Source organism: Oscillatoria nigro-viridis PCC 7112 (genome assembly GCF_000317475.1).
GTDB classification, from domain to species: Bacteria; Cyanobacteriota; Cyanobacteriia; order Cyanobacteriales; family Microcoleaceae; genus Microcoleus; species Microcoleus nigroviridis.
On the sequence record NC_019729.1, the window covers coordinates 4,399,158 to 4,418,761 of the forward strand.

The window sequence follows — 19,604 nt, forward strand, 5'->3', positions numbered from 1 at the left end:
TGGGAACCTTCAACTATAAGTGATATCAGGAGGTACTATTGTACGCGCCAGAACATCTGGGAAGCCATCTGCAACCCATTTCAGATATCGAGCTAATTCGCCTGTGGGTGGAGCGCAAATCCCCCCGCCGCAAGCGCTTTAGCTGGCAGGCTGCCAACCGTTTTCGGCTGTTTGTAGAAAAACCGCTGGCAGAAGTGACTCTGACTGATGTCGAGACTTTCGCTGCAGCAATGAGATCTCGGAAACTTGCACCCGGTGTTTACAAGCAAACCTTGCTAGCGCTGAAATCGCTGTTCGCCTTCGGCCAGCAAACGGGAATCTTGCCCGCAGCCCTCCCCCTGCACGGGTGGCCGGTGCTGCAGCGCAGGCAACTGTCCAAACGCCTCCGTTTTAAACTTTCATGGAGTTTGTGCATCTGTTTGTGCTTTTTTTTGGGTCGAATGACCCCGAGACTTTGGGGGCAATCGGTCTCGGCAGAAAGCTCGCCCGCCCCGAAACGCCTCCCGGAAGTTGCGGCCCTCGATTCACCAGACAAAGGAGAGGATAACATCGATCGCGATCGAGCACCGGAAACTGCAACCCTGAATTCACCAGAGCCCATACAGGATAGCAGACTCGATAGCATCGGGCCAGAACGTCGAGTCAAAGCCTTTCTCGACACCATAGCCACCGCCGAAGGAACCGCTAGCCCCGACGGCTACCGCACCCAATACACCGGCACGAAATTTGTCAGCTTTCAAGATCATCCCAGGGAAATGAGGTGCGGCCGCCGCTACGGCAAAAAACTCTGTTCCGACGCTGCGGGGCGATATCAGTTTCTCAGCACCACTTGGGACAGATTTGCCAAAAAATTTGGCGTCCGCGATTTCAGCCCCGAAAATCAAGATTTGATGGCTATAGAGTTAATCCGAGAAAAAGGTGCATTAGAAGATATAGAAGCGGGTCGATTGGAGTCAGCAGTCAGAAAACTAGCTTACATCTGGCCTTCTTTTCGGCGTTATGGCGGTTCTGTGGAATCGTCGATGCCCAAACTCGAAGCAATGTACCTGCAAAATTTGGGGATTTACCGGCAAGGATTAGTTGTTAGCAATTAGTGAACAGTCCCAGGACGAGTTTAGATTGGGGTTTGGCAATTTTGGATTAAATGTTGACATCCAAAATTGAAAATGGGGTAGTTATGGGTGATGTCTATTCTTCGGAAATTTTAAAATTAGGCTAATTTTCCATCTTCCATGTGAAGGATGCGATCGGCAATATCCAAAATTCGGTTATCGTGGGTTACTAACAGAATAGTACAGCCCTGCTCTTTAGCCAGTTGCTGCATCACATTCACCACTTCGCGACCGGATTTGCTGTCGAGGGCGGCTGTGGGTTCGTCAGCTAAAACAATTTGCGGTTGACTGACCAAAGCGCGGGCGATCGCCACTCTTTGTTTCTGTCCTCCCGACAAGTCATCTGGATAATAGTTAATCCGCTGTTCCAGTCCTACTAACTCTAGCATTTTTGCAGAGCGATCGCGCATTTGAGAACGCGACAAATTGCCGTGAACTTCCAAACCCATCTGCACGTTTTGCAGCGCCGTCAAACTGCGGTGCAAGTTGTGCGCCTGAAAAATATAGCCAATTTGGCGCCGCGCCTTTACCAATTGGTCTGAACTCGCATGGCACATCTCTTGACCGAGAATTTTGAGACTTCCCGATTGACCGGATCTCAGCCCGCCAATCAAAGTCAAAAGCGTTGTTTTTCCAGAACCAGAAGGCCCGGTCATCAGGACAATCTCCCCGGCATTAATTTCTAAGTTGATGCCAAAAAGTACCTGTTTTCGCAGTTGACCTTGACCGAAGTAGTGGTCGAGTTCGTGCAGACAAATTACAGGCTCAGAAATCGGTAATTTGTTAGTTGTCGTGCTGATATTAGTGGATTTCATAAGTGAAAACTGAGGTTGGTAGTGATGACTAAAGTCCTCAATCAACATTGATCTGCGTTAATCTGCGTCTATCCGCTACCATCTGCGGTAAAAATTCCCAACTATGCCATCTGCGGTAAAAATTCAACGTAACTAACTGAGCAATTTCTTCCGTTGGAAAACCTAAAGCCATTGGTTTTTGCGGTGCGGGAATTATTTGCACATCAGAGAGTAATGATTTGATGATTTTTATCTACTGCGATCTCGTGAATGTCGATATCTCCTGTAGTATAGCCGATTCTTGGAATATATAGGCGATCGTCACCTCGATGTTCCCCACCCGCAGCTAGCACATCGTCTAGCCAAAGTTGATATTTTGAGCTTAAATAGAGGCGTTCGTACAGTAAAGCCCCATTGCGCGATCGAAGATTCGCCAAACAGCCTAGATTCTGTTGATTTCTGGCACAGCACCTATGTTTTGCTCGCATTGAGAAAATCCGAGAATTAATCACCGCACCCAGCCGCCAACCGCTTCCTTTCCCTCCGGTGCGATCGTCATTGTTTAACACCAATGAATTAATATTTACCAAATCTTTTAAGATCGTTTAAATTTCATTAATTTAAGTAAACAAAGCACTATTAATTTTGTAGTAAATGCTTGAATAGCAGTATAGTATAATTATTTACTAACTCGGCAAAATTTGTGATTGATTAGATAAGATTATCATCTGGTAAGCAAAAAGTTTTGCCGTGAATGAGTTAGAACTTACGCACTAATCCGAGATTTCGTTGTTCTCGGCTTTTGGTATCACCAAAAGCCTCATCTATTGTTGTTAATTGCGCTGAATGCGTAAGTCCTAGACTTAACAAAAAACAATAAGGTGATGACCATGAACAAGGAAATCATTTTCGTTGACTCGTCTCTACAAGATTATCAAAGCCTGATTCAAAACGTCAATTCCGCTCAAATTGTAATTTTAAAAGAAAATTCGAGCGCGATCGCACAAATTACCCAAGCCTTGGCCGATCAAAAAGATATTGCAGCCGTGCACATCCTTTCCCACGGTAGCGAAGGTAGTTTAAAACTCGGTTCTGACATACTCGACTCTCACAACCTAGAAAATTGCAGCAGTCAGATAAAACAGTGGGGAAATGCCCTAACTGAAAACGGCGATATCCTATTTTATGGATGCGATGCGGGTTCAGGAGAAACCGGCCTCAATTTTGTCAAGCATCTCAGCGAAATAACAGGCGCAGATGTAGCAGCTTCTAATAACATAACGGGTTCTGCGGCAAGTGGCGGCGACGGGGAGTTAGAAGTGAAATTTGGGGAAATTGAAACCAAACCCCTGAATTTTGCCAATTATAACTACACTTTAGCCGGACTCACTGGCACCGCAGATAGCAAAGGAATCAATGTTACTGCTACCCCTACTTCCACCGCTATCGATGTTTTAGCGAACGACACGGGAACCGGCAGACTCAGTGTTGATAGTATCGTCACCGGCCCTAGCCACGGCACAGCGATTATTGGTGATTCGATCTATGTCGGTGGCATTTTCTCCGGCATCGGCGGTCAAAATCGCAACAACATTGCCAAGTTAAACTCTGATGGGACTGTTGATACTACCTTTAACCCAAATGCGAATAGTTATGTCAATACGATCGCCCTCGATAGCAGTGGAAACCTCATTGTTGGTGGGGGGTTCACCACCATCGGCGGTCAAACTCGCAACAACATTGCCAAATTAGACCCGATTACTGGGGCTGCTGATACTACCTTTAACCCCAATGCGAATAGTTATGTCCATGCGATCGCTCTCGATAGCAGTAGCAACCCCATTGTTGGTGGGGGGTTCACCACCATCGGCGGTCAAACTCGCAACCACATTGCCAAGTTAGACCCGATTACTGGGGCTGCTGATACTACCTTTAACCCCAATGCGGATAATTCGGTCGATGCGATCGCTCTCGATAGCAGTGGAAACCCCTATGTCGGTGGCTGGTTCACCCAAATCGGCGGTCAAACCCGCAACTACATTGCCAAGTTAGACCCGATTACTGGGGCTGCTGATACTACCTTTAACCCCAATGATGCGGGTTTTTGGAGTGTCACGGCGATCGCCCTCCATAGCAGTGGCAACCTCATTGTCGGTGGCTGGGTTTCCGGGGGGTTACACGCCGGTCATCCTCCCATCCGAAGTGCGAAATTAAACCCAACTACTGGGGCGACTGATACTACCTTTTACCCAAATGTGGGTGTTCAATTCAATGCGATCGCTTTCGATAGCAGTGACAACTCCATAGTTGGTGGCTGGTCTTTCATGAGCATATCGGCCAAGGTTGCGAAGTTCAACCCGACTACTGGGGCGGTTGATACTACCTTTAACGCCACAGCTAACCCGTTTGGGTCTTCGGTCAATGCGATCGCGATCGACCCGAAAAAAAACATCCTCTACACCCCCAATGCCAATTTCAACGGCGTAGACACCTTCACCTACACCGCCAAAGAAAGTAGCGGTGTCAGCACTCCCATCACCGTCAACGTCAACGTCAACGTCAACCACTCCCCCGTATTAGATAACAGCGGCCCCCCCGCGCTCACCGCCATCAACCAAGGAGACAGCGACAGTACCGGCACACCAATTAGCACAATTATCGCGAATCTGGGGGGAACAAAAATCACCGACAGTGATACCGATGCCAAACAAGGCATCGCGATCACCAACTTAGACACAACTAACGGCACTTGGCAATACACCACCGACGGCACTATCTGGATAAATGCCCCCTGGCAATACACCACCGACGGCACTATGATAAAGACCTCCAGAGTTAGTGCCACAAACGCCTTACTTCTGGCCAGTGATGCCAATACCAAAATCCGCTTTGTCCCCAATGCCAGCTACAATGGCACTGTCACTAACGCCATCACCTTCAAAGCCTGGGACCAAATCACCGGCACCAACGGCGGCACAGCAGACGTAACAGCAGACTTAACTGCCAACGGTACATCCAGCGTATTCAGCACCGCTGACGAAACCGCCAATATTACCGTCAACCCCGCACCCGCCATCACCAGTGTCAGCGCACCCACCAATAGCACCTATCGAGTTGGAGAAAACCTGGACTTTACCGTTACCTTCAACGAACCCGTAACCATCACTGGCGGTGCCAACTTACCGATTACCCTAGATACTGGCGGCACCCTCAACGCTACCCTCAACGGTACAGGAGCCTCTGCCACCACCCATACCTTCCGCTATACTGTTGCTTCTGGCAACCTAGATACCGACGGCATCACAGTTGGTACGGCCTTAACTTTACCCACGAATGCTACCATTCAAAATGCCACCCATGCCAACGCGCTCCTAACTTTAAATAGCGTCGGTAGCACCACAGGCGTATTAGTCGATGGGGTTGCTCCCATCGTCACCATAAGTCCTGTTGCTGATATTACGACAGCCGGAGGAACCAGTCAAAGTTTGACAGTTACTTTCAGCGATAATAATGCTGTCGATGTTTCAAGTTTGGACAGTTCTGATATTTTGATAAATTGGTCTGGCGGTGACATTCCTGCCAAATTTGTCAGTGTCGATACTAATAGTAATGGTACGCCTCGGACAGCAACTTATTCGTTTATTCCGCCTGGGGAAAGTTGGGATAATACTGACAATGGAACTTATACTGTTAAGTTGCAAGCAAGTCAAGTTAAAGATAGTCTTGGCAATTTCAATGTTGCTGGTAGTTTAGGGACTTTTAACGTTAATATTGCGGTGCCGGTTCCCCAACCAACGCCAATTCCAATTCCACCGGTAACACCGACACCAACGGTGACACCAACACCAACGGAAACACCAACGGAAACGCCGACACCGACACCCATAACGATCGCAATTAACACGCCATCAGTCAGTAATATCGATCGCGGTGAACCAACTAATTTGCCACAAAATCAAGAAGTAGATGGCAACTATCTACTGAGTGATGAAGATGATATCAGTATCCCACAATCAGCCTTCGGCAAACCGCTATTCGCGTTATCAGGTAATGATAACTTGACGGGAAGTGACGAGAATGACACCATCTATGGCAACCAAGGTGCTGATACCATTGATAGCGGTAATGGGAACGATAACTTGTTTGGGGGTAAAGAATCCGATCAATTGTCTGGTGGTAATGGTGATGACTTCTTGAGTGGAAATAATGACAATGATACTCTCATTGGTGGCAATGATAATGATCCCTTACACGGGGGGAAGGGAAATGATGTCTTGATTGGTGGGAATGGGAATGATGAGTTATGGGGCGATCGAGGTTTCGATGTGCTCATAGGTGGCTTGGGACCTGATACCTTTGTGTTACAATATACCCCTCCTAACCCATCTCAAGCTGATGTGATTACTGACTTCACTGCCGACGATAAAATAAAGTTGATTGGTGCCAATTTCAGTCAACTAACCTTTGAGTCGGTTAATGTCATCTTAGATGGGGTGATGCCTCTAACTGCAACGGCGATTAAATCTGGGAATGACTACTTGGGATTGGTTTATAATGTGAATCCAACTGCTTTTAAGAGTAGCTCTTTCTTGTAAGATTGCTGCGGAAGAAACGATAGGCTAGGCCATCACAGAGAGGCGATCGCACTAACCGGAGGTTTGAGCTTTAGCCAGTTAGCAATCACTCAAAATAATCAGGAAAAAATTATCAAAAACATCTTGACAGGGTAGTTGTTAGGTGTTATTACAGGAGTGAGTGCGAATCTTCAAATATCGGCAAATTTTCGGATTTAGGGTTTGACATCCAAAATTGAAAATGAGGGAGTTATGGGTGATATCAAATCCGTTAGTATCGGAATAGTAAATTCGAGTTCACTGTTGACTGTTAACTGTTGACTGTTCACTGTTCACTGTCAACAGTCAACCGTCAACATCATTCCGGTGTAACCGGAAATGATATGATGTCTATTCTTCGGAAATTTTAAAATTAGGCTAATTTTCCATCTTCCATGTGAAGGATGCGATCGGCAATATCCAAAATTCGGTTATCGTGGGTTACTAACAGAATAGTACAGCCCTGCTCTTTAGCCAGTTGCTGCATCAAATTCACCACTTCGCGACCGGATTTGCTGTCGAGGGCGGCTGTGGGTTCGTCAGCTAAAACAATTTGCGGTTGACTGACCAAAGCGCGGGCGATCGCCACTCTTTGTTTCTGTCCTCCCGACAAGTCATCTGGATAATAGTTAATCCGCTGTTCCAGTCCTACTAACTCTAGCATTTTTGCAGAGCGATCGCGCATTTGGGAACGCGACAAATTCCCGTGAACTTCCAAACCCATCTGCACGTTTTGTAGCGCCGTCAAACTGCGGTGCAAGTTGTGCGCCTGAAAAATATAGCCAATTTTGCGCCGCGCCTTTACCAATTGGTCTGCGCTGGCTTTGCACATTTCTTGACCGAGAATTTTGAGACTTCCCGATTGACCGGATCTCAGCCCGCCAATCAAAGTTAAAAGTGTGGTTTTTCCCGAACCGGAAGGCCCAGTCATCAGCACGATTTCACCTGCATTAATGTCGAGATTAATGCCAAAAAGTACCTGTTTTCGCAGTTGACCTTGACCGAAGTAGTGGTCGAGTTGGTGCGCGGAAATTATAGGTGCAGGAATCTGTAAGGCGTTGGTTGTCGGGTAGAGAGTAGTAGAATTCATAACTTATTGGTTTGAGATTTGAGATTTAAGAATAAACCGCTTTCTTCGCCGAAAATGTAGAGAGAAAAACAAGAGAATGATTACAAAAAATATGTGTGGAGTCAGGAGTTTATACAAAATCTGGCTTTAATACTCCCTTTATTCTTTAGTCCGCTGCGGCGGACTTCGTTTGTGTAGGAAAGAAAGGTTCCAGCCACGTAGTCTGAGGGGTTTATAATCCAGATTTAGTGTCCTTCCGACTCTCTTTTAAATTTTCCATTAAAACATCTCTGCTGGATCGGCTGCTTGCAGTTTGCGAGTGGCAATTGCTCCCGAGATAGTACACATAATCACGTTCAAAAGTAATACTATAACTGCTCTAAGCAGCGTCATATAAAGAGGTAAATTTGTAGCATTGCGAGTTAAAGAGTAGAGTCCGAAAGAGACTCCTACTCCCGGCAAAAAACCGAGGACGGAAAGAATTAGAGCTTCTTCAAAAACGATGCCCAGTAAATAAACATTGCGGTAGCCCATCGCTTTGAAAGTAGCGTATTCTCCCATGTGGTCGCTGACATCGGTTGAGAGAACTTGATAAACAATAATGACACCAACTACAAAACCCATCGCGACGCCTAAATTAAACACAAAGCCGATCGCAGTATTCTTAGCCCAATAGTTTTTCTCAAAATCGATAAATTCTTGTTTGGTTAGTACCTTGACATCATCTGGTAAGTATGCTTTCAAAACTTGTTGAACTTCCACGGGGTCAGCACCGGGTTGCAGTTGAATTAACCCGGCATTAACACTCGCGGCGTTTTGTCTCGCAAACAGGCGCAGGTAATTTTGATCGCTAGTCATCAAAATACCGTCGGCAGCAAAAGATGCTCCAACTGTGAATAAACCGCTGACGTTAATCGTGCGCCGCTCTACCTCAGCTTTAACGGCTTTGCCTTCAGCTATTTGTGCGATCGTTTTTTGGTAGTCTCCCCTAGAAGCTCGATCGAACAACACGGTATCCGGCAATTTAATCGCGATCAAATTTTGGTTGACTTCTGGCAGCGCAAACGCCGGGTGGCTGGGATTGAAACCCACCACCATCAGCGACGTTTCGCGCCGAGTTTCGGGATTTTTCCAGTTAGCAATTTTCACGTAAAGCGGCTCGGCTGATTTCACGCCAGGTACGTTCATTGCTTGATACAATCTGCGCCTGGGGAAGGAAGACAAATTAATCAAATTTCGCGCTTGCGGGTGAATCAAAACTAAGTCTGTTTGCAAGGCTTGATGCAGCCGCGTATTGCTGGTGTAAAGCGCATTTTGAAAGCCTAACTGCATGAACATCAAAACGTCAGCAAAGGCAATTCCTGCTACTGCAACGACCATTCGCCCTTTGTCGTGACTCAGTTGCAGCCATCCGAGGGGAGTTCTGCGTCTTAATTGTTGTAAGGGTTGGATGAGTCCAATCATATGATTTTAGATTTTAAATTTGGGATTTTAGATTGAAGAAAGCGACCCTGCGGTTTAAGTCTTCTTACTTAATCTTTAAGTTCGCCGATCGCCACTTTGACTTGCAAATTGGTTAATCCCGCTACTTTCTGGCTGGAAGCTGCATCCAAACGCACTTTTACTTCCACAATTCGACCATCAATATTCGCAGAAGGATCGGTGTTAACAATGTTTTGGCGCTGCACTTGCAAACCAATATGTTCGACAGTTCCCCGCAATTCGCCGATCAAAGCATCGCTAGTAATTTTGGCGGTTTGTCCGAGGCGTACTTTGTCCACGTCGCTTTCGTAGATTTCCGCCACAGCCAGCATCTCGCGAGTTTGTCCGAGTTCGACAATGCCGTCGTTTCCCACTTTTTCTCCCGGATGCGTGTGAATTTTCAGGACTTGGGCGTCTCTGGGAGCACGGATGTAAGCTAGATCCAGATTGGCTTTGGCTTGTTTGGCGGCTGAAGCGGCGGAACTGACTTCGGCGGCGGCTGCTGCTATGTCAACGGGCCGCACTTCGGCGATGCGATCGAGATTTGCTGCAGCTTCGTTAATCTGCTGTTGTCGAGATTGCTGAATTTGGCTGAGTTTGGCTTGGGCTTCGTTAATTTGCTGTTGGCCCGATTGCTGAATTTGGTTGAGTTTGGCTTGGGCTTCGTTAATTTGCTGTTGGCCCGATTGCTGAATTTGATTCAGTTTTGCCTTTCCTTCGTTGAGTTGCTGTTTAGTTGTTTCGGCGGCTAGTTTTTTGCTGTCGCTGGTGGAAGCAGAGATTGCTCCCTCTAGATACAGTTGCGAGTACCGCCGATCCTCGCTTTGGGCGTTGCGGAGTTCGGCTTGCAGGCGGGCAATTGCGGCTTCTTGAGTTTGAATTTCCCCTTGCTGTTCGGCCCTGATGCGAGCAATTGTGGCTTGTTGCGCTGCGATTTCGGTGCTGCGATCGACTTCTAGGCGGCTGACGATCGCCTGTTGCGCTGCGATCTCGTTGATGCGATCGGCTGATAAACGGCTAATAGTCGCTTTTTGGGCTTGAATTTCGCCGTTTTTAGCTCCTGCTTTGACTTTTGCTAGGTTTGCCTCGGCGACGCGCACTTGTTCTTGGGCTTGGTCGAAGGCGGCTTGCAGGCGATCGCGACTGTCCAAAATTGCGATCGTCTGACCTGTTTTCACCCTGTCTCCCTCTTTTACTAAGAGTCGATCGATCCGGTTTCCTTCCGCCGCACCGGAGGCGGAGACTTTAATTACTTCTCCTCTGGGTTCGAGTCGCCCCAAGGCTGTAACTCGGGTTAATTGGGATGCTGCGACGGCGGCTGCTGCTGCTACTGCGTTGGGATCGGGTATGCGCGATCGCCAGATCGTGTAGCCTGTAGTTCCCCCTGCCGCCACGGTTGCTACTGCTGCCACAACTAGGAGTTGTTTAACTAGGGATGGAGTTGAGGATAAGCCGTCCGCTGTTGCCCGGTGTACCATGACACACCTCATCATTTAGGTTTACAAAACTAAACGGTTTAGTTCTATTTAAATACTAAACCGTTCAGTATAATGATGTCAAGACCCGAAGCAAGAATTACAAAAACAAGCGATGGCCAGGACAAAACCCAGCGAACCAGACAGCGCCGCAGCAAGTGACAAAACCGAGCAAATCCTGCAAGGTGCGATGCAAGAATTTTTAACCCACGGCTACGCGGGGACGAGTATGGACAAGGTAGCGAAGACGGGGGGAGTTTCCAAAGCCACGGTTTACAGCTATTTTCAAGATAAAGAAGGATTATTCGCGGCCTTGGTGCAGCGGCTGGCGCGAGAAAAAGTCCATTTTACAGTTCTGGATGAAGAACCGGCCGTAGCGCTGCGATTCCTTGCCACAAATATATTGGATCAGGCGACCCACGAACCAGAATTTCTCAATTTCGTAAGGTTAGTGATTGCGGAGTCGGGGCGTTTTCCCCAGCTAGCGCAGACTTTTGTGAAAAACTTAGCTAAACCGGGGATCGATCGGCTAGCAGAATATTTGGCATCGCATCCAGAGTTAAAATTGCCCGATCCGGAGGCAACGGCGCGAATTTTTATCGGAGCTTTGGTATATTTTCAGTTAATGCAGCATATGATGCACGGTAAAGAGATTATCCCAATGGAGCGCGATCGACTGATCGACGGTCTCCTGCACTTGGTTTTAGGCCCGCAGTCTAATTCCTAAGTGCGATCGACAGAATCTAGGAATTTTATTCGAGAATCATTTAAATGCCATAAAGAGCGATATCCCTTGATGGCGCGCAGGTTCTATTCAGGTGTTTTCCCTAACCTTTCCCTCAATTCCTCAGCCGATAACTGCGGCAGTTGTTCTACCAACAATGTCAATGCTGCCACAGGCAATGCCAATAAATTAGTAACTGCTGCAGGCAGAATATTGCCCAATTCAGGCGATCGTATTTGCAACGCACTTTCAGCTAACAATTTAACCGCTGATTCCCGCCCCGATTCATCGACGGTCAGCATCGAGATTGCCAGCAACAGCACTGTAAACTCCGCCGCCGCCAAGTTGGATATTGGAGATAGAAAAACCGTCATTTTTGGACTTAATTCTCCAAATCTAAATCGCAGAAAATTTTCTAAGATTAAGCGCTGTTGTTCTTGTCGGCCTCGTTCTAGCCCCTGTTCTAGCCCTCGTTCTAGTCCTTGTTCTAGCCCTTGTTCTAGTCCTCGTTCGAGTCCCTGTTCTAGCCCTTCTTCTCTAGCTTGTTGCTGTGCTGCTTGTATTTGTTGTTGAAAAAGTGGTGCAATGGCCATAATTAACTCCCGCTCTTCTGGCTCTAATTCTTGTGGCGCATCGGTTACTAAATTTGATTGTAACCGATACAGCAATTCTAGCGCGATAATCCGCAACGGATCGTCTGGTGCTAAAGTGCTTAATTGGGAAATAGCCCTTTGCTGCACTCCCCCTTTGCCCAAAATCCTCAACCACAGGGTTTCTGGAGTTTCTGGCAACTGGTGAATCGCCACAATTGCAGTCCGCAAAGATTCCCCCAAAAAATAGATTCCCAGCATCCAATTTTCTGTGTCTGGTGTCGCATTAAAACTATCTACCAATGCTTTGGATGCTGTGGGTGTCAAAATCCACATTCTCGGTAATTGAGCGTCATCATAGCGAGTATTTTCTCTCCTAAATTTTCGCTCCAACTCACCTCGCACGTCCAATAACTTGCCCAGACAGCTACAAATTTCGCTGACGTTTGCCGGATTGCGAAACGGTTCAAAAATTGCAGTTGTGCTTGCCATTTTTCCCAACAATCCCAGGGTTTCTGAGTATTCGGGAATTGCGTTGCTGGGAGTGAAGTAAACATCGATTTCTCGGACTTCGGAAGTGACATCGCGACCGATATTAACCGTTCCGATCGGGGACAGCAACTCTTCCAGAAATTCTTTGGCAAAGAGATCGTGAATAAATCGCGTCATAGAAATTATTTCAAATAGTAAATAGATCTTTTAGCCGTTTTCTCACCCATTCTACTGGAGTTTCATCCTCTTCTGCTGCATCTACCAATTCCATTTCTCGCAATAATTGCTGTCTCTCGCGGAGTTCTTCTTTGTGTTTGACAATTTCTTTAATAATCTGTTCAGATAAATCAGGTCGTTCAGTTAAAACTTTCTGGAAACCTTCTTTGTTTATGGCAAACAAAATTGTTTCTTCTAAAGCTCTCACCGAAGCAGTTCTGGGGATGCCCAACATCAAAGAAAGTTCCCCGAAAAACTGACCTGTACCGAGGTAATTCAGATGTTTGTCAATAGCTTCTACAAAAACTTCTACTGAACCTGAAAGAATCATGTAAAAAGCATCTCCGGGGTCGTTTTCATGAAACAAATATTCTTGCGATCGCAGCCGTTTGCGGTATCCAACTTCAATCAATTGCCGCAATTCAAGATCGGTCAGATTTTCAAAGTATTCCACCTCTCGCAGCAAACAGCTAAGGGACGATGGCTTTTTCAGTTTCTCTGCAAAAAATGGCGGTTTTTGCTCATTTTCCGAGTAACTGTTCGGGAGGTCAATTGCAGTTTCTTTTTTGTTGAACATTGACAACAGAACTTCGGGGTTTTGCAAATAAATTTCTCTGTCATTGAACGGAAAATCAATTTTATGCTGGCGGAAATTGTATTCAATTGCAAAATTCAAAGAACTTTTAATTACTTCTCTTTCAGTCGGCCTGTCCGTCCACACTAAAAGTTCAAATTTAAAACTATCATCGCCAAACTCGACAAACAATACTTTCGGATGCGGTTCGTACAAAACTCCGGCTTCCGCGTAAGCAATATTTAACAGAGTTTCTGTCACTAACAGCGGGTTACTATTCTCGGCTACTTCTACGGGAACTCGCAGACAGAGTAGCGAGTTTTCGTAACTCCAGTTAACAATTTTGTTGCTAATCATTTTGCTGTTGGGAACTATGACGCTGGAGTCGTCATTGGTTTGAATAATAGTCGATCGAATCGAGATTTTTTTGACAATTCCCATCAATCCTTCTAATTCCACAAAGTCTCCGACTTTCACAGGTCTGTCTAAAAGCAGTGTTAAGCCGCTGACAAAATTAGTTGTTAAATCCTGTATTCCGAAGCCAATTCCGACTCCCAATCCCCCCACAACTACTGCAAAAGAAGCGAGGTTGAAGCCGATGCTTTGGATGGCGAATATTACTCCCAAAGCTACTATTAAATACCCAATAATTACTGCGATTGCTTCCCGGTTTCCCTCGTCAATTCCCATGCGAACAAGCAAGCTTTCTTTAAGAAAGTTTGTAAAAAAGCGTGCTATGACAAGGATAGCCATCAACAATACAATCAGTTCCCCCAGTGACTGCAGGGATACAGGATTTTCACCTATTTTAAATAGGGTAGCTGTCAATATTTGCGATAGCTGTGTCCATACTTCTTCTGGTATTGTATTCAATTGAAATTCAGGTGATAATGTTTTTTGTGCGGTCATTTTTTAAGGGAGTAGTAAAAAATAAAGTCCTCAGTACCCAATGTAAAAATAAAATACTGAACTCGTTATCATAAATTTTAACCTGTTTTCAGGCTGAAAAAAGTGAAGTCGTTACATAGATACAGCGGTTCTTAAGTGTGGTGAGGTATGTCCTATTCCCACTCCAGGCCTATTCCCACTCCAGCCCGATAGTACCTCATTTTTCCGAGAAAGGCTATATGTGGTTTTTCATACTACGCAGTTATCCCTCTTGCCAATTTTTCGGATACCTGGTCTTCGGAGGGCTGCGGTTAGTGTGCCACTTTTTCGCGCTCCTAGAGCCGACTCATCTATTATTAAAGCGATCGCTCTACTAACTTTAGTCAACATTAACTCGATTCGATTTTATCATACTCTCCACTATTTTTTTTGAAGTCCCGTTATCAACTTAAGCAGGGATTATTCAATGACTATTTAAGTGGACAAGTCAAATATCCAAGTATTACAATGAATTTAACTGGTGGGAGAGATATTGCTATTACTCTGCCAGTTGCGTCCGTCTTGTGTATATTTAAGTGAAAATTTAACGGTTCTAGCTAAAATTGATAACGTTCCAAGACAGCTTGGCATTCTACTGACATGGGGAAAAATTATAATTTAATCGCATTTGTCAATCCGTAATTTTACTTAAAATACTGCTTGTTTAGGAGTGGAAAATTGGCGATTTTGGGGCGGGCAGGCATAAATATGCTATCGCCATGATTGCTCGATCGCCCAAATCTAAGTTCTCCACCCAAAACCCGAGTAAATGCTGAGCATAATTGCTGATTGACAAATGCTTCCCTAGGTTAAGTTGTCACCAATGTTCTACCGATAGGATTGATTAGCAATAGAATTGATGAGAAATAGAAATACTTGGCGATACATCCGAATAATTAAGGGAAATAGTATCGCAAGGGATACTATAGATCGCAGATTGAAAGCCTAATACTCGCGCTACTGAACCTTTTCTTCAGTACCCAAATAGGAAAAAAGGAAAACCTTGTACTCGCCCCATTGGAAAGAAGTTCTAGAATAAAAGCTGAAATGCACGAGCCAACATGAGCAAATTCCCACCAAAGAAAACCCAACCGCCACAGCAAGAGAGCACAACAGCACAGGTATTGAGACAGGCTCACTTCGACGCTTTTTTTGCAGGTGCCAACGCCGGAATGCTGATTTTTGACCGCCAACTCCGGTATGTCCAAATTAACGAAGTTCTGGCCCAGATGAATGGCGTTTGTGTGGCAGACCATATTGGTAGGTCAGTGCGTGAAGTGCTGCCTGAATTGGCTCCGACTGTGGAACCAATGCTGCAAGGCATTCTGGATACAGGCAAGCCAATTCTCGACTATGAATTAGTGGGTGAAACGCCGAAAGAACCGGGCATCCTGCGCTACTGGCAAGCATCTTACTATCCTTTGTTGGATGAAAATGGCATCGTTTTTGGTCTTGGTGGGATTGTAATTGAAATTACCGATCGCAAGCGGGCAGAACAAAAGCAGGCACGAATGACGGCAATTTTGGAAGCAACTTCCGACTTAGTAGGAGTTTGTGATGCGGCTGGGCATAGCGTCTATCTCAACAAAGCCGGACAGGAAATGCTGGGGATGTCTCCAGAAGAAGCACGATCGCCGTTTACTATAGATTCTGTATTAGCTCCCTCGGCAAGGGCAAAGTTCCACAACGATATAATTCCCACCGCCTTGCGAGAGGGTAGGTGGGCTGGTGAAACCCTATTTTTGTCACGCGATGGGGAAGAAATTCCTGTCTCCCAGGTTTTGATCGTCCACAAAACCGCAGCGGGCGAAGTCGAGTTTATTTCTACTATTGTGCGAGATATTCGCGATCGCAAAAAAGCAGAGGAAGAACGGCAATTGCTCGCTACAACGATCGAGAACAGCCGTGACTTTATTGGCGTTGCCTCAATGGATGGTCGCCCTATACTCGTGAATCAGGCTGGTCTGGATTTGGTGGGGCTCAGTAGTTTGGAGGAAGCCAAAACCAAACACATTACCGACTTCTTCATGGCAGAAGATCTGGACTTTGTACAGCAGTCTATTATGCCTGCAATAATGCAAGACGGAAGTTGGCGGAGTGATTTTCGCTTCAGACATTTCCAGACAGGTCAACCCATCCTGGTAGATTACACCCTATTTCTGATTAAACATCCAGAGACTAATGAACCCGTAGGCATTGCCACTATTACGCGAGATATTCGCGATCGCAAAAACGCAGAAGATGTCCTCAAACAAAGTGAAGAACGATTTCGTTCTTTGATGGAAGCCAGCGCTCAAATTATTTGGATCTGCAATGCGGACGGCGAAATGGCGATCGAGCAACCTACTTGGAGTGCATTTACAGGACAGACCTTTGATGATTACAACGGATGGGGCTGGCTAGACACGATTCACTCAGACGATCGCTCCTATATTGGTAATGCCTGGTTAACTGCTGTTGCTAATCGATCGCTCTATGAAGTTGAATTCCGTATGCGCCGTCATGACGGGGAATATCGCGACATGAGTTGTCGCGGTGTACCAATTCTGAACGGGGATGGTTCAATTCGCGAATGGATTGGTGCTAATACAGATATTACCGAGCGCAAACAAGCTGAAGAAGCTCTGCGCCAACAGCAAGCTGTGCTGCGCGATCGCAATGTCTTGCTGAGCTCTATTTTGGAAAGTACGCCAGACATAATTGTAGTTAAAGACCGGGAAGGCCGATATGTTGCCCTTAATTCCTTTGTGGCAAAATCCTTTTACGGTAGACCCATTGAGGAAATTATCGGTAAAGATGATTCGGAACTCCTTCCCCCTGCTGCGGCCATTGCAATAATGGCAAAAGACCGCCAGATTATGGAAGCAGGCATTACTGAAAGCTACGAAGAAGATGTTTTCAATGGTAAAGAGAACACTTCTTTTTTAACCACAAAAGCCCCTTGGCGGGACGCTCAGGGCAATATTCTCGGCCTGATCGCCATAGCGCGAAACATTAACGATCGCAAACAAGCTGAAGCCCAACTGCGCGATCGCAATGCGCTGCTAAACTCAATTTTGGAAAGTACCCCAGACATCATTGTGGTCAAAGATACGGAAGGGCGTTATGTTGCCCTTAACTCCAATGTGGCAAACTTTTTAGGCAAGCCAATTGAGGAAATCATCGGCAAAGATGATTTAGAATTAATGTCGCCTGACACTGCTCGTGAAATTATGGCAAAAGATCGTCAAGTCATGGCAGCAGGCATCACTGAGACTTACGAGGAAGATGTCTCAGACGTTGAAAAAACCGCGACTTTTTTCACTACAAAAGCTCCTTGGCGGGATGGTAATGGCAATATCCTCGGCATCATCGCCACAACACGAGATATTAGCGATCGCAAAAAAGTCGAGCAAACACTCCGTCAAACCCTAGAAATACTGGACTTAGCCAGCGATGGTATCATTATTCGGGATATGGATGACCGCATCATCTACTGGAACCAAGGTGCAGAAAAGCTCTATGGTTGGACAAAAGCAGAAGTAGCCGGGGAGTACATTCACACATTCTTGGAAACCGTCTTCCCTCAACCATTAGAAACCATAATGGCAGAGTTTTTCCAGCAGGGAAGTTGGGAAGGAGAACTGCACCATACCACCCGTGATGGTGGGCATATTATTGTGGCAAGTCGCTGGACATTACAGCGCGACGGGGAAGGCAAACCTTGTGCCCAACTCGAAATTAATAATGACATTAGCGATCGCAAACTTGCCGAAGATGCTATCAAACAAAGCGAAGAACGCTATCGATCGCTCATCCTGGCTACGTCCCAAATTGTCTGGACGGCGGATTCAGAGGGTCGATGCTCGGATATACCGAGTCTGAGAGCTTACACCGGACAAACCGAAGCTGAGGCGCTCGGTTTTGGCTGGTTAGATACAATCCATCCGGACGATAGCGAACGAACGGCTCAAGCCTGGATGGAAGCAGTGCAAACGAAAAACCTGTATGACATAGAATATCGCATCCGTGCAGCAGATGGAAACTATCGTTATTTTCAAGGTAGAGCGGTGCCAATTCTGAATGAAGATGGTAGTCTCCGCGAATGGGTTGGCACTTGCATCGATATTCACGATCGCAAACAAACAGAAATCGTACAGGCAAAAGCCAGGGAAGCCGCAGAAGCAGCTAGTCGGGCCAAAAGTGAATTCCTTGCCAACATGAGCCATGAATTGCGGACTCCGCTTAATGGCATCATGGGATACGCGCAGATTCTTCAGCGTTCCAAAGTCTTGAATGAAGAAGAGCGATCGCGCATTGATGTCATTTATCAGTGCGGTTCGCATTTACTGACGTTAATCAATGATATTCTCGATTTGTCAAAGATTGAAGCACAGAAAGTCGAACTAATGCCCACGGATTTTCATTTCCCGGCGTTCCTGCAAGGTGTCGCAGAAATGTGTCGCATCCGAGCTGAGCTTAAGGGAATTCACTTTCATTTTCCATCAAGCCCCGAACTCCCGATCGGTATTCGTGCGGATGAAAAACGCTTGCGACAAGTGTTAATTAATCTTTTAAGCAACGCTATTAAATTTACGGATGAGGGCAGTGTTACTTTTACAGTAAGTTTTGCAGCAGAAGGAAAAATTCGCTTTGAAATACGCGATACAGGTACCGGCATTGCACAAGATCAACTCCAAGCTATCTTTCAGCCCTTCGAGCAGGTAGGAGATCGCAGGCGGCAGACCGAAGGTACGGGATTGGGACTGGCAATTAGCAAAAGGATTGTAGAACTAATGGGCAGTACAATTCAGGTTCAAAGTGAGATGAATGTTGGCAGTATTTTCTGGTTTGATGTCAATCTATCTCAAGCCGATGAATGGGTGAAAACGTCTCAAATCGACCATCGCGGGCAGATTATCGGCATCAAAGACCGCCAACCTAAGATTGTGGTTATTGATGACAAATGGGCTAACCGTTCGGTAATTAGCAATTTGCTCAGTCCGATCGGCTTTGAGGTGTTTGAAGCGAACGATGGGCAGGAAGGCTGGGAAAAAATTCTGGAGGTACACCCAGATTTAATCGTTACCGACTTACTAATGCCCCAACTAGATGGCTTCGAGCTAATTAAGCGGGTTCGAGAATCAGAAAGTTTCAAAGAGACTATTATTATTGTCTCTTCTGCCAGCGTATTTGAAACCGATCAATACAGAAGTTTAGAAGCAGGAGGCAATACGTTTATTCCCAAACCTATTCAGGCAACTGAACTCCTGCAAAAATTACAACAGTATCTTGATTTGGAATGGGTTTATGAAGCTAATGAAGACCCGCTGGCGAGATCCTCAGACACCAACGAGCTAATTGCTCCGCCTGCTACAGAAATGGAAATGCTATATGAGCTGGCTATGAAAGGAAATTTCCGAGAAATAGTTAAGCAGGCGGCATTACTTGAAGAAATAGACCCAAAGTACATTCCCTTTGCTAAAATTTTGCATCAGATGGCAAAGGACTTTCAAGACGAAGAGATATTAACATTTATTCAGTCCTACAAGTAAGG

General features: G+C 46.0%; 11 protein-coding genes. 4 read left to right on the top strand and 7 right to left on the bottom strand.

Annotated features, from left to right (window positions below; genetic code table 11):
• Positions 1-38 precede the first annotated feature (38 nt).
• Positions 39-1,094: a glycoside hydrolase family 24 protein gene (locus OSC7112_RS18505; RefSeq protein ID WP_015177330.1), complete on the top strand. Its 1,056-nt coding sequence runs from the start codon at positions 39-41 to the stop codon at positions 1,092-1,094.
• A 116-nt stretch (positions 1,095-1,210) separates the two neighbouring features.
• Here OSC7112_RS18505 and OSC7112_RS18510 read toward each other — a convergent pair whose 3' ends face one another.
• On the bottom strand, positions 1,211-1,927 hold the full coding sequence (locus OSC7112_RS18510) for a DevA family ABC transporter ATP-binding protein (protein WP_015177331.1): 717 nt from the start codon (positions 1,925-1,927) through the stop codon (positions 1,211-1,213).
• Between the two features lie 203 nt (positions 1,928-2,130).
• Positions 2,131-2,496: a DUF4915 domain-containing protein gene (locus tag OSC7112_RS37160; RefSeq protein WP_041622615.1), complete on the bottom strand. Its 366-nt coding sequence runs from the start codon at positions 2,494-2,496 to the stop codon at positions 2,131-2,133.
• Between the two features lie 300 nt (positions 2,497-2,796).
• On the opposite strand from OSC7112_RS37160, the gene OSC7112_RS34610 reads away from it, so the two are divergent.
• Positions 2,797-6,501: a DUF4347 domain-containing protein gene (locus tag OSC7112_RS34610; RefSeq protein WP_015177333.1), complete on the top strand. Its 3,705-nt coding sequence runs from the start codon at positions 2,797-2,799 to the stop codon at positions 6,499-6,501.
• Positions 6,502-6,892: 391 nt separating this feature from the next.
• On the opposite strand, the gene OSC7112_RS18525 is transcribed toward OSC7112_RS34610, so the two are convergent.
• The 3 genes from OSC7112_RS18525 to OSC7112_RS18535 form a co-directional block, all read right to left on the bottom strand.
• Positions 6,893-7,609, bottom strand: a complete 717-nt coding sequence (locus tag OSC7112_RS18525; protein ID WP_015177334.1) for a DevA family ABC transporter ATP-binding protein — start codon at positions 7,607-7,609, stop codon at positions 6,893-6,895.
• Positions 7,610-7,867: 258 nt separating this feature from the next.
• Positions 7,868-9,052 carry an ABC transporter permease DevC gene (gene devC / locus OSC7112_RS18530; RefSeq protein WP_015177335.1) on the bottom strand — a complete coding sequence of 395 codons (1,185 nt, stop codon included), beginning with the start codon at positions 9,050-9,052 and terminating at the stop codon, positions 7,868-7,870.
• A gap of 68 nt (positions 9,053-9,120) precedes the next feature.
• Positions 9,121-10,548 (bottom strand): HlyD family efflux transporter periplasmic adaptor subunit, encoded by a 1,428-nt coding sequence (locus OSC7112_RS18535; protein WP_015177336.1) that lies wholly within the window; start codon positions 10,546-10,548, stop codon positions 9,121-9,123.
• 112 nt (positions 10,549-10,660) lie between these two features.
• Between OSC7112_RS18535 and OSC7112_RS18540 the strand changes: the two genes are divergently transcribed.
• Positions 10,661-11,272 carry a TetR/AcrR family transcriptional regulator gene (locus OSC7112_RS18540; protein ID WP_015177337.1) on the top strand — a complete coding sequence of 204 codons (612 nt, stop codon included), beginning with the start codon at positions 10,661-10,663 and terminating at the stop codon, positions 11,270-11,272.
• An 83-nt stretch (positions 11,273-11,355) separates the two neighbouring features.
• On the opposite strand, the gene OSC7112_RS18545 is transcribed toward OSC7112_RS18540, so the two are convergent.
• Positions 11,356-12,528 (bottom strand): FliH/SctL family protein, encoded by a 1,173-nt coding sequence (locus OSC7112_RS18545; RefSeq protein WP_015177338.1) that lies wholly within the window; start codon positions 12,526-12,528, stop codon positions 11,356-11,358.
• 10 nt (positions 12,529-12,538) lie between these two features.
• Positions 12,539-14,050: a mechanosensitive ion channel domain-containing protein gene (locus OSC7112_RS18550; protein ID WP_015177339.1), complete on the bottom strand. Its 1,512-nt coding sequence runs from the start codon at positions 14,048-14,050 to the stop codon at positions 12,539-12,541.
• A 1,079-nt stretch (positions 14,051-15,129) separates the two neighbouring features.
• Between OSC7112_RS18550 and OSC7112_RS34615 the strand changes: the two genes are divergently transcribed.
• The gene (locus OSC7112_RS34615; RefSeq protein WP_015177340.1) at positions 15,130-19,602 is read left to right on the top strand and encodes a PAS domain-containing hybrid sensor histidine kinase/response regulator; all 4,473 of its coding nucleotides are present in this window, start codon (positions 15,130-15,132) and stop codon (positions 19,600-19,602) included.
• The last annotated feature ends 2 nt before the right edge of the window (positions 19,603-19,604 follow it).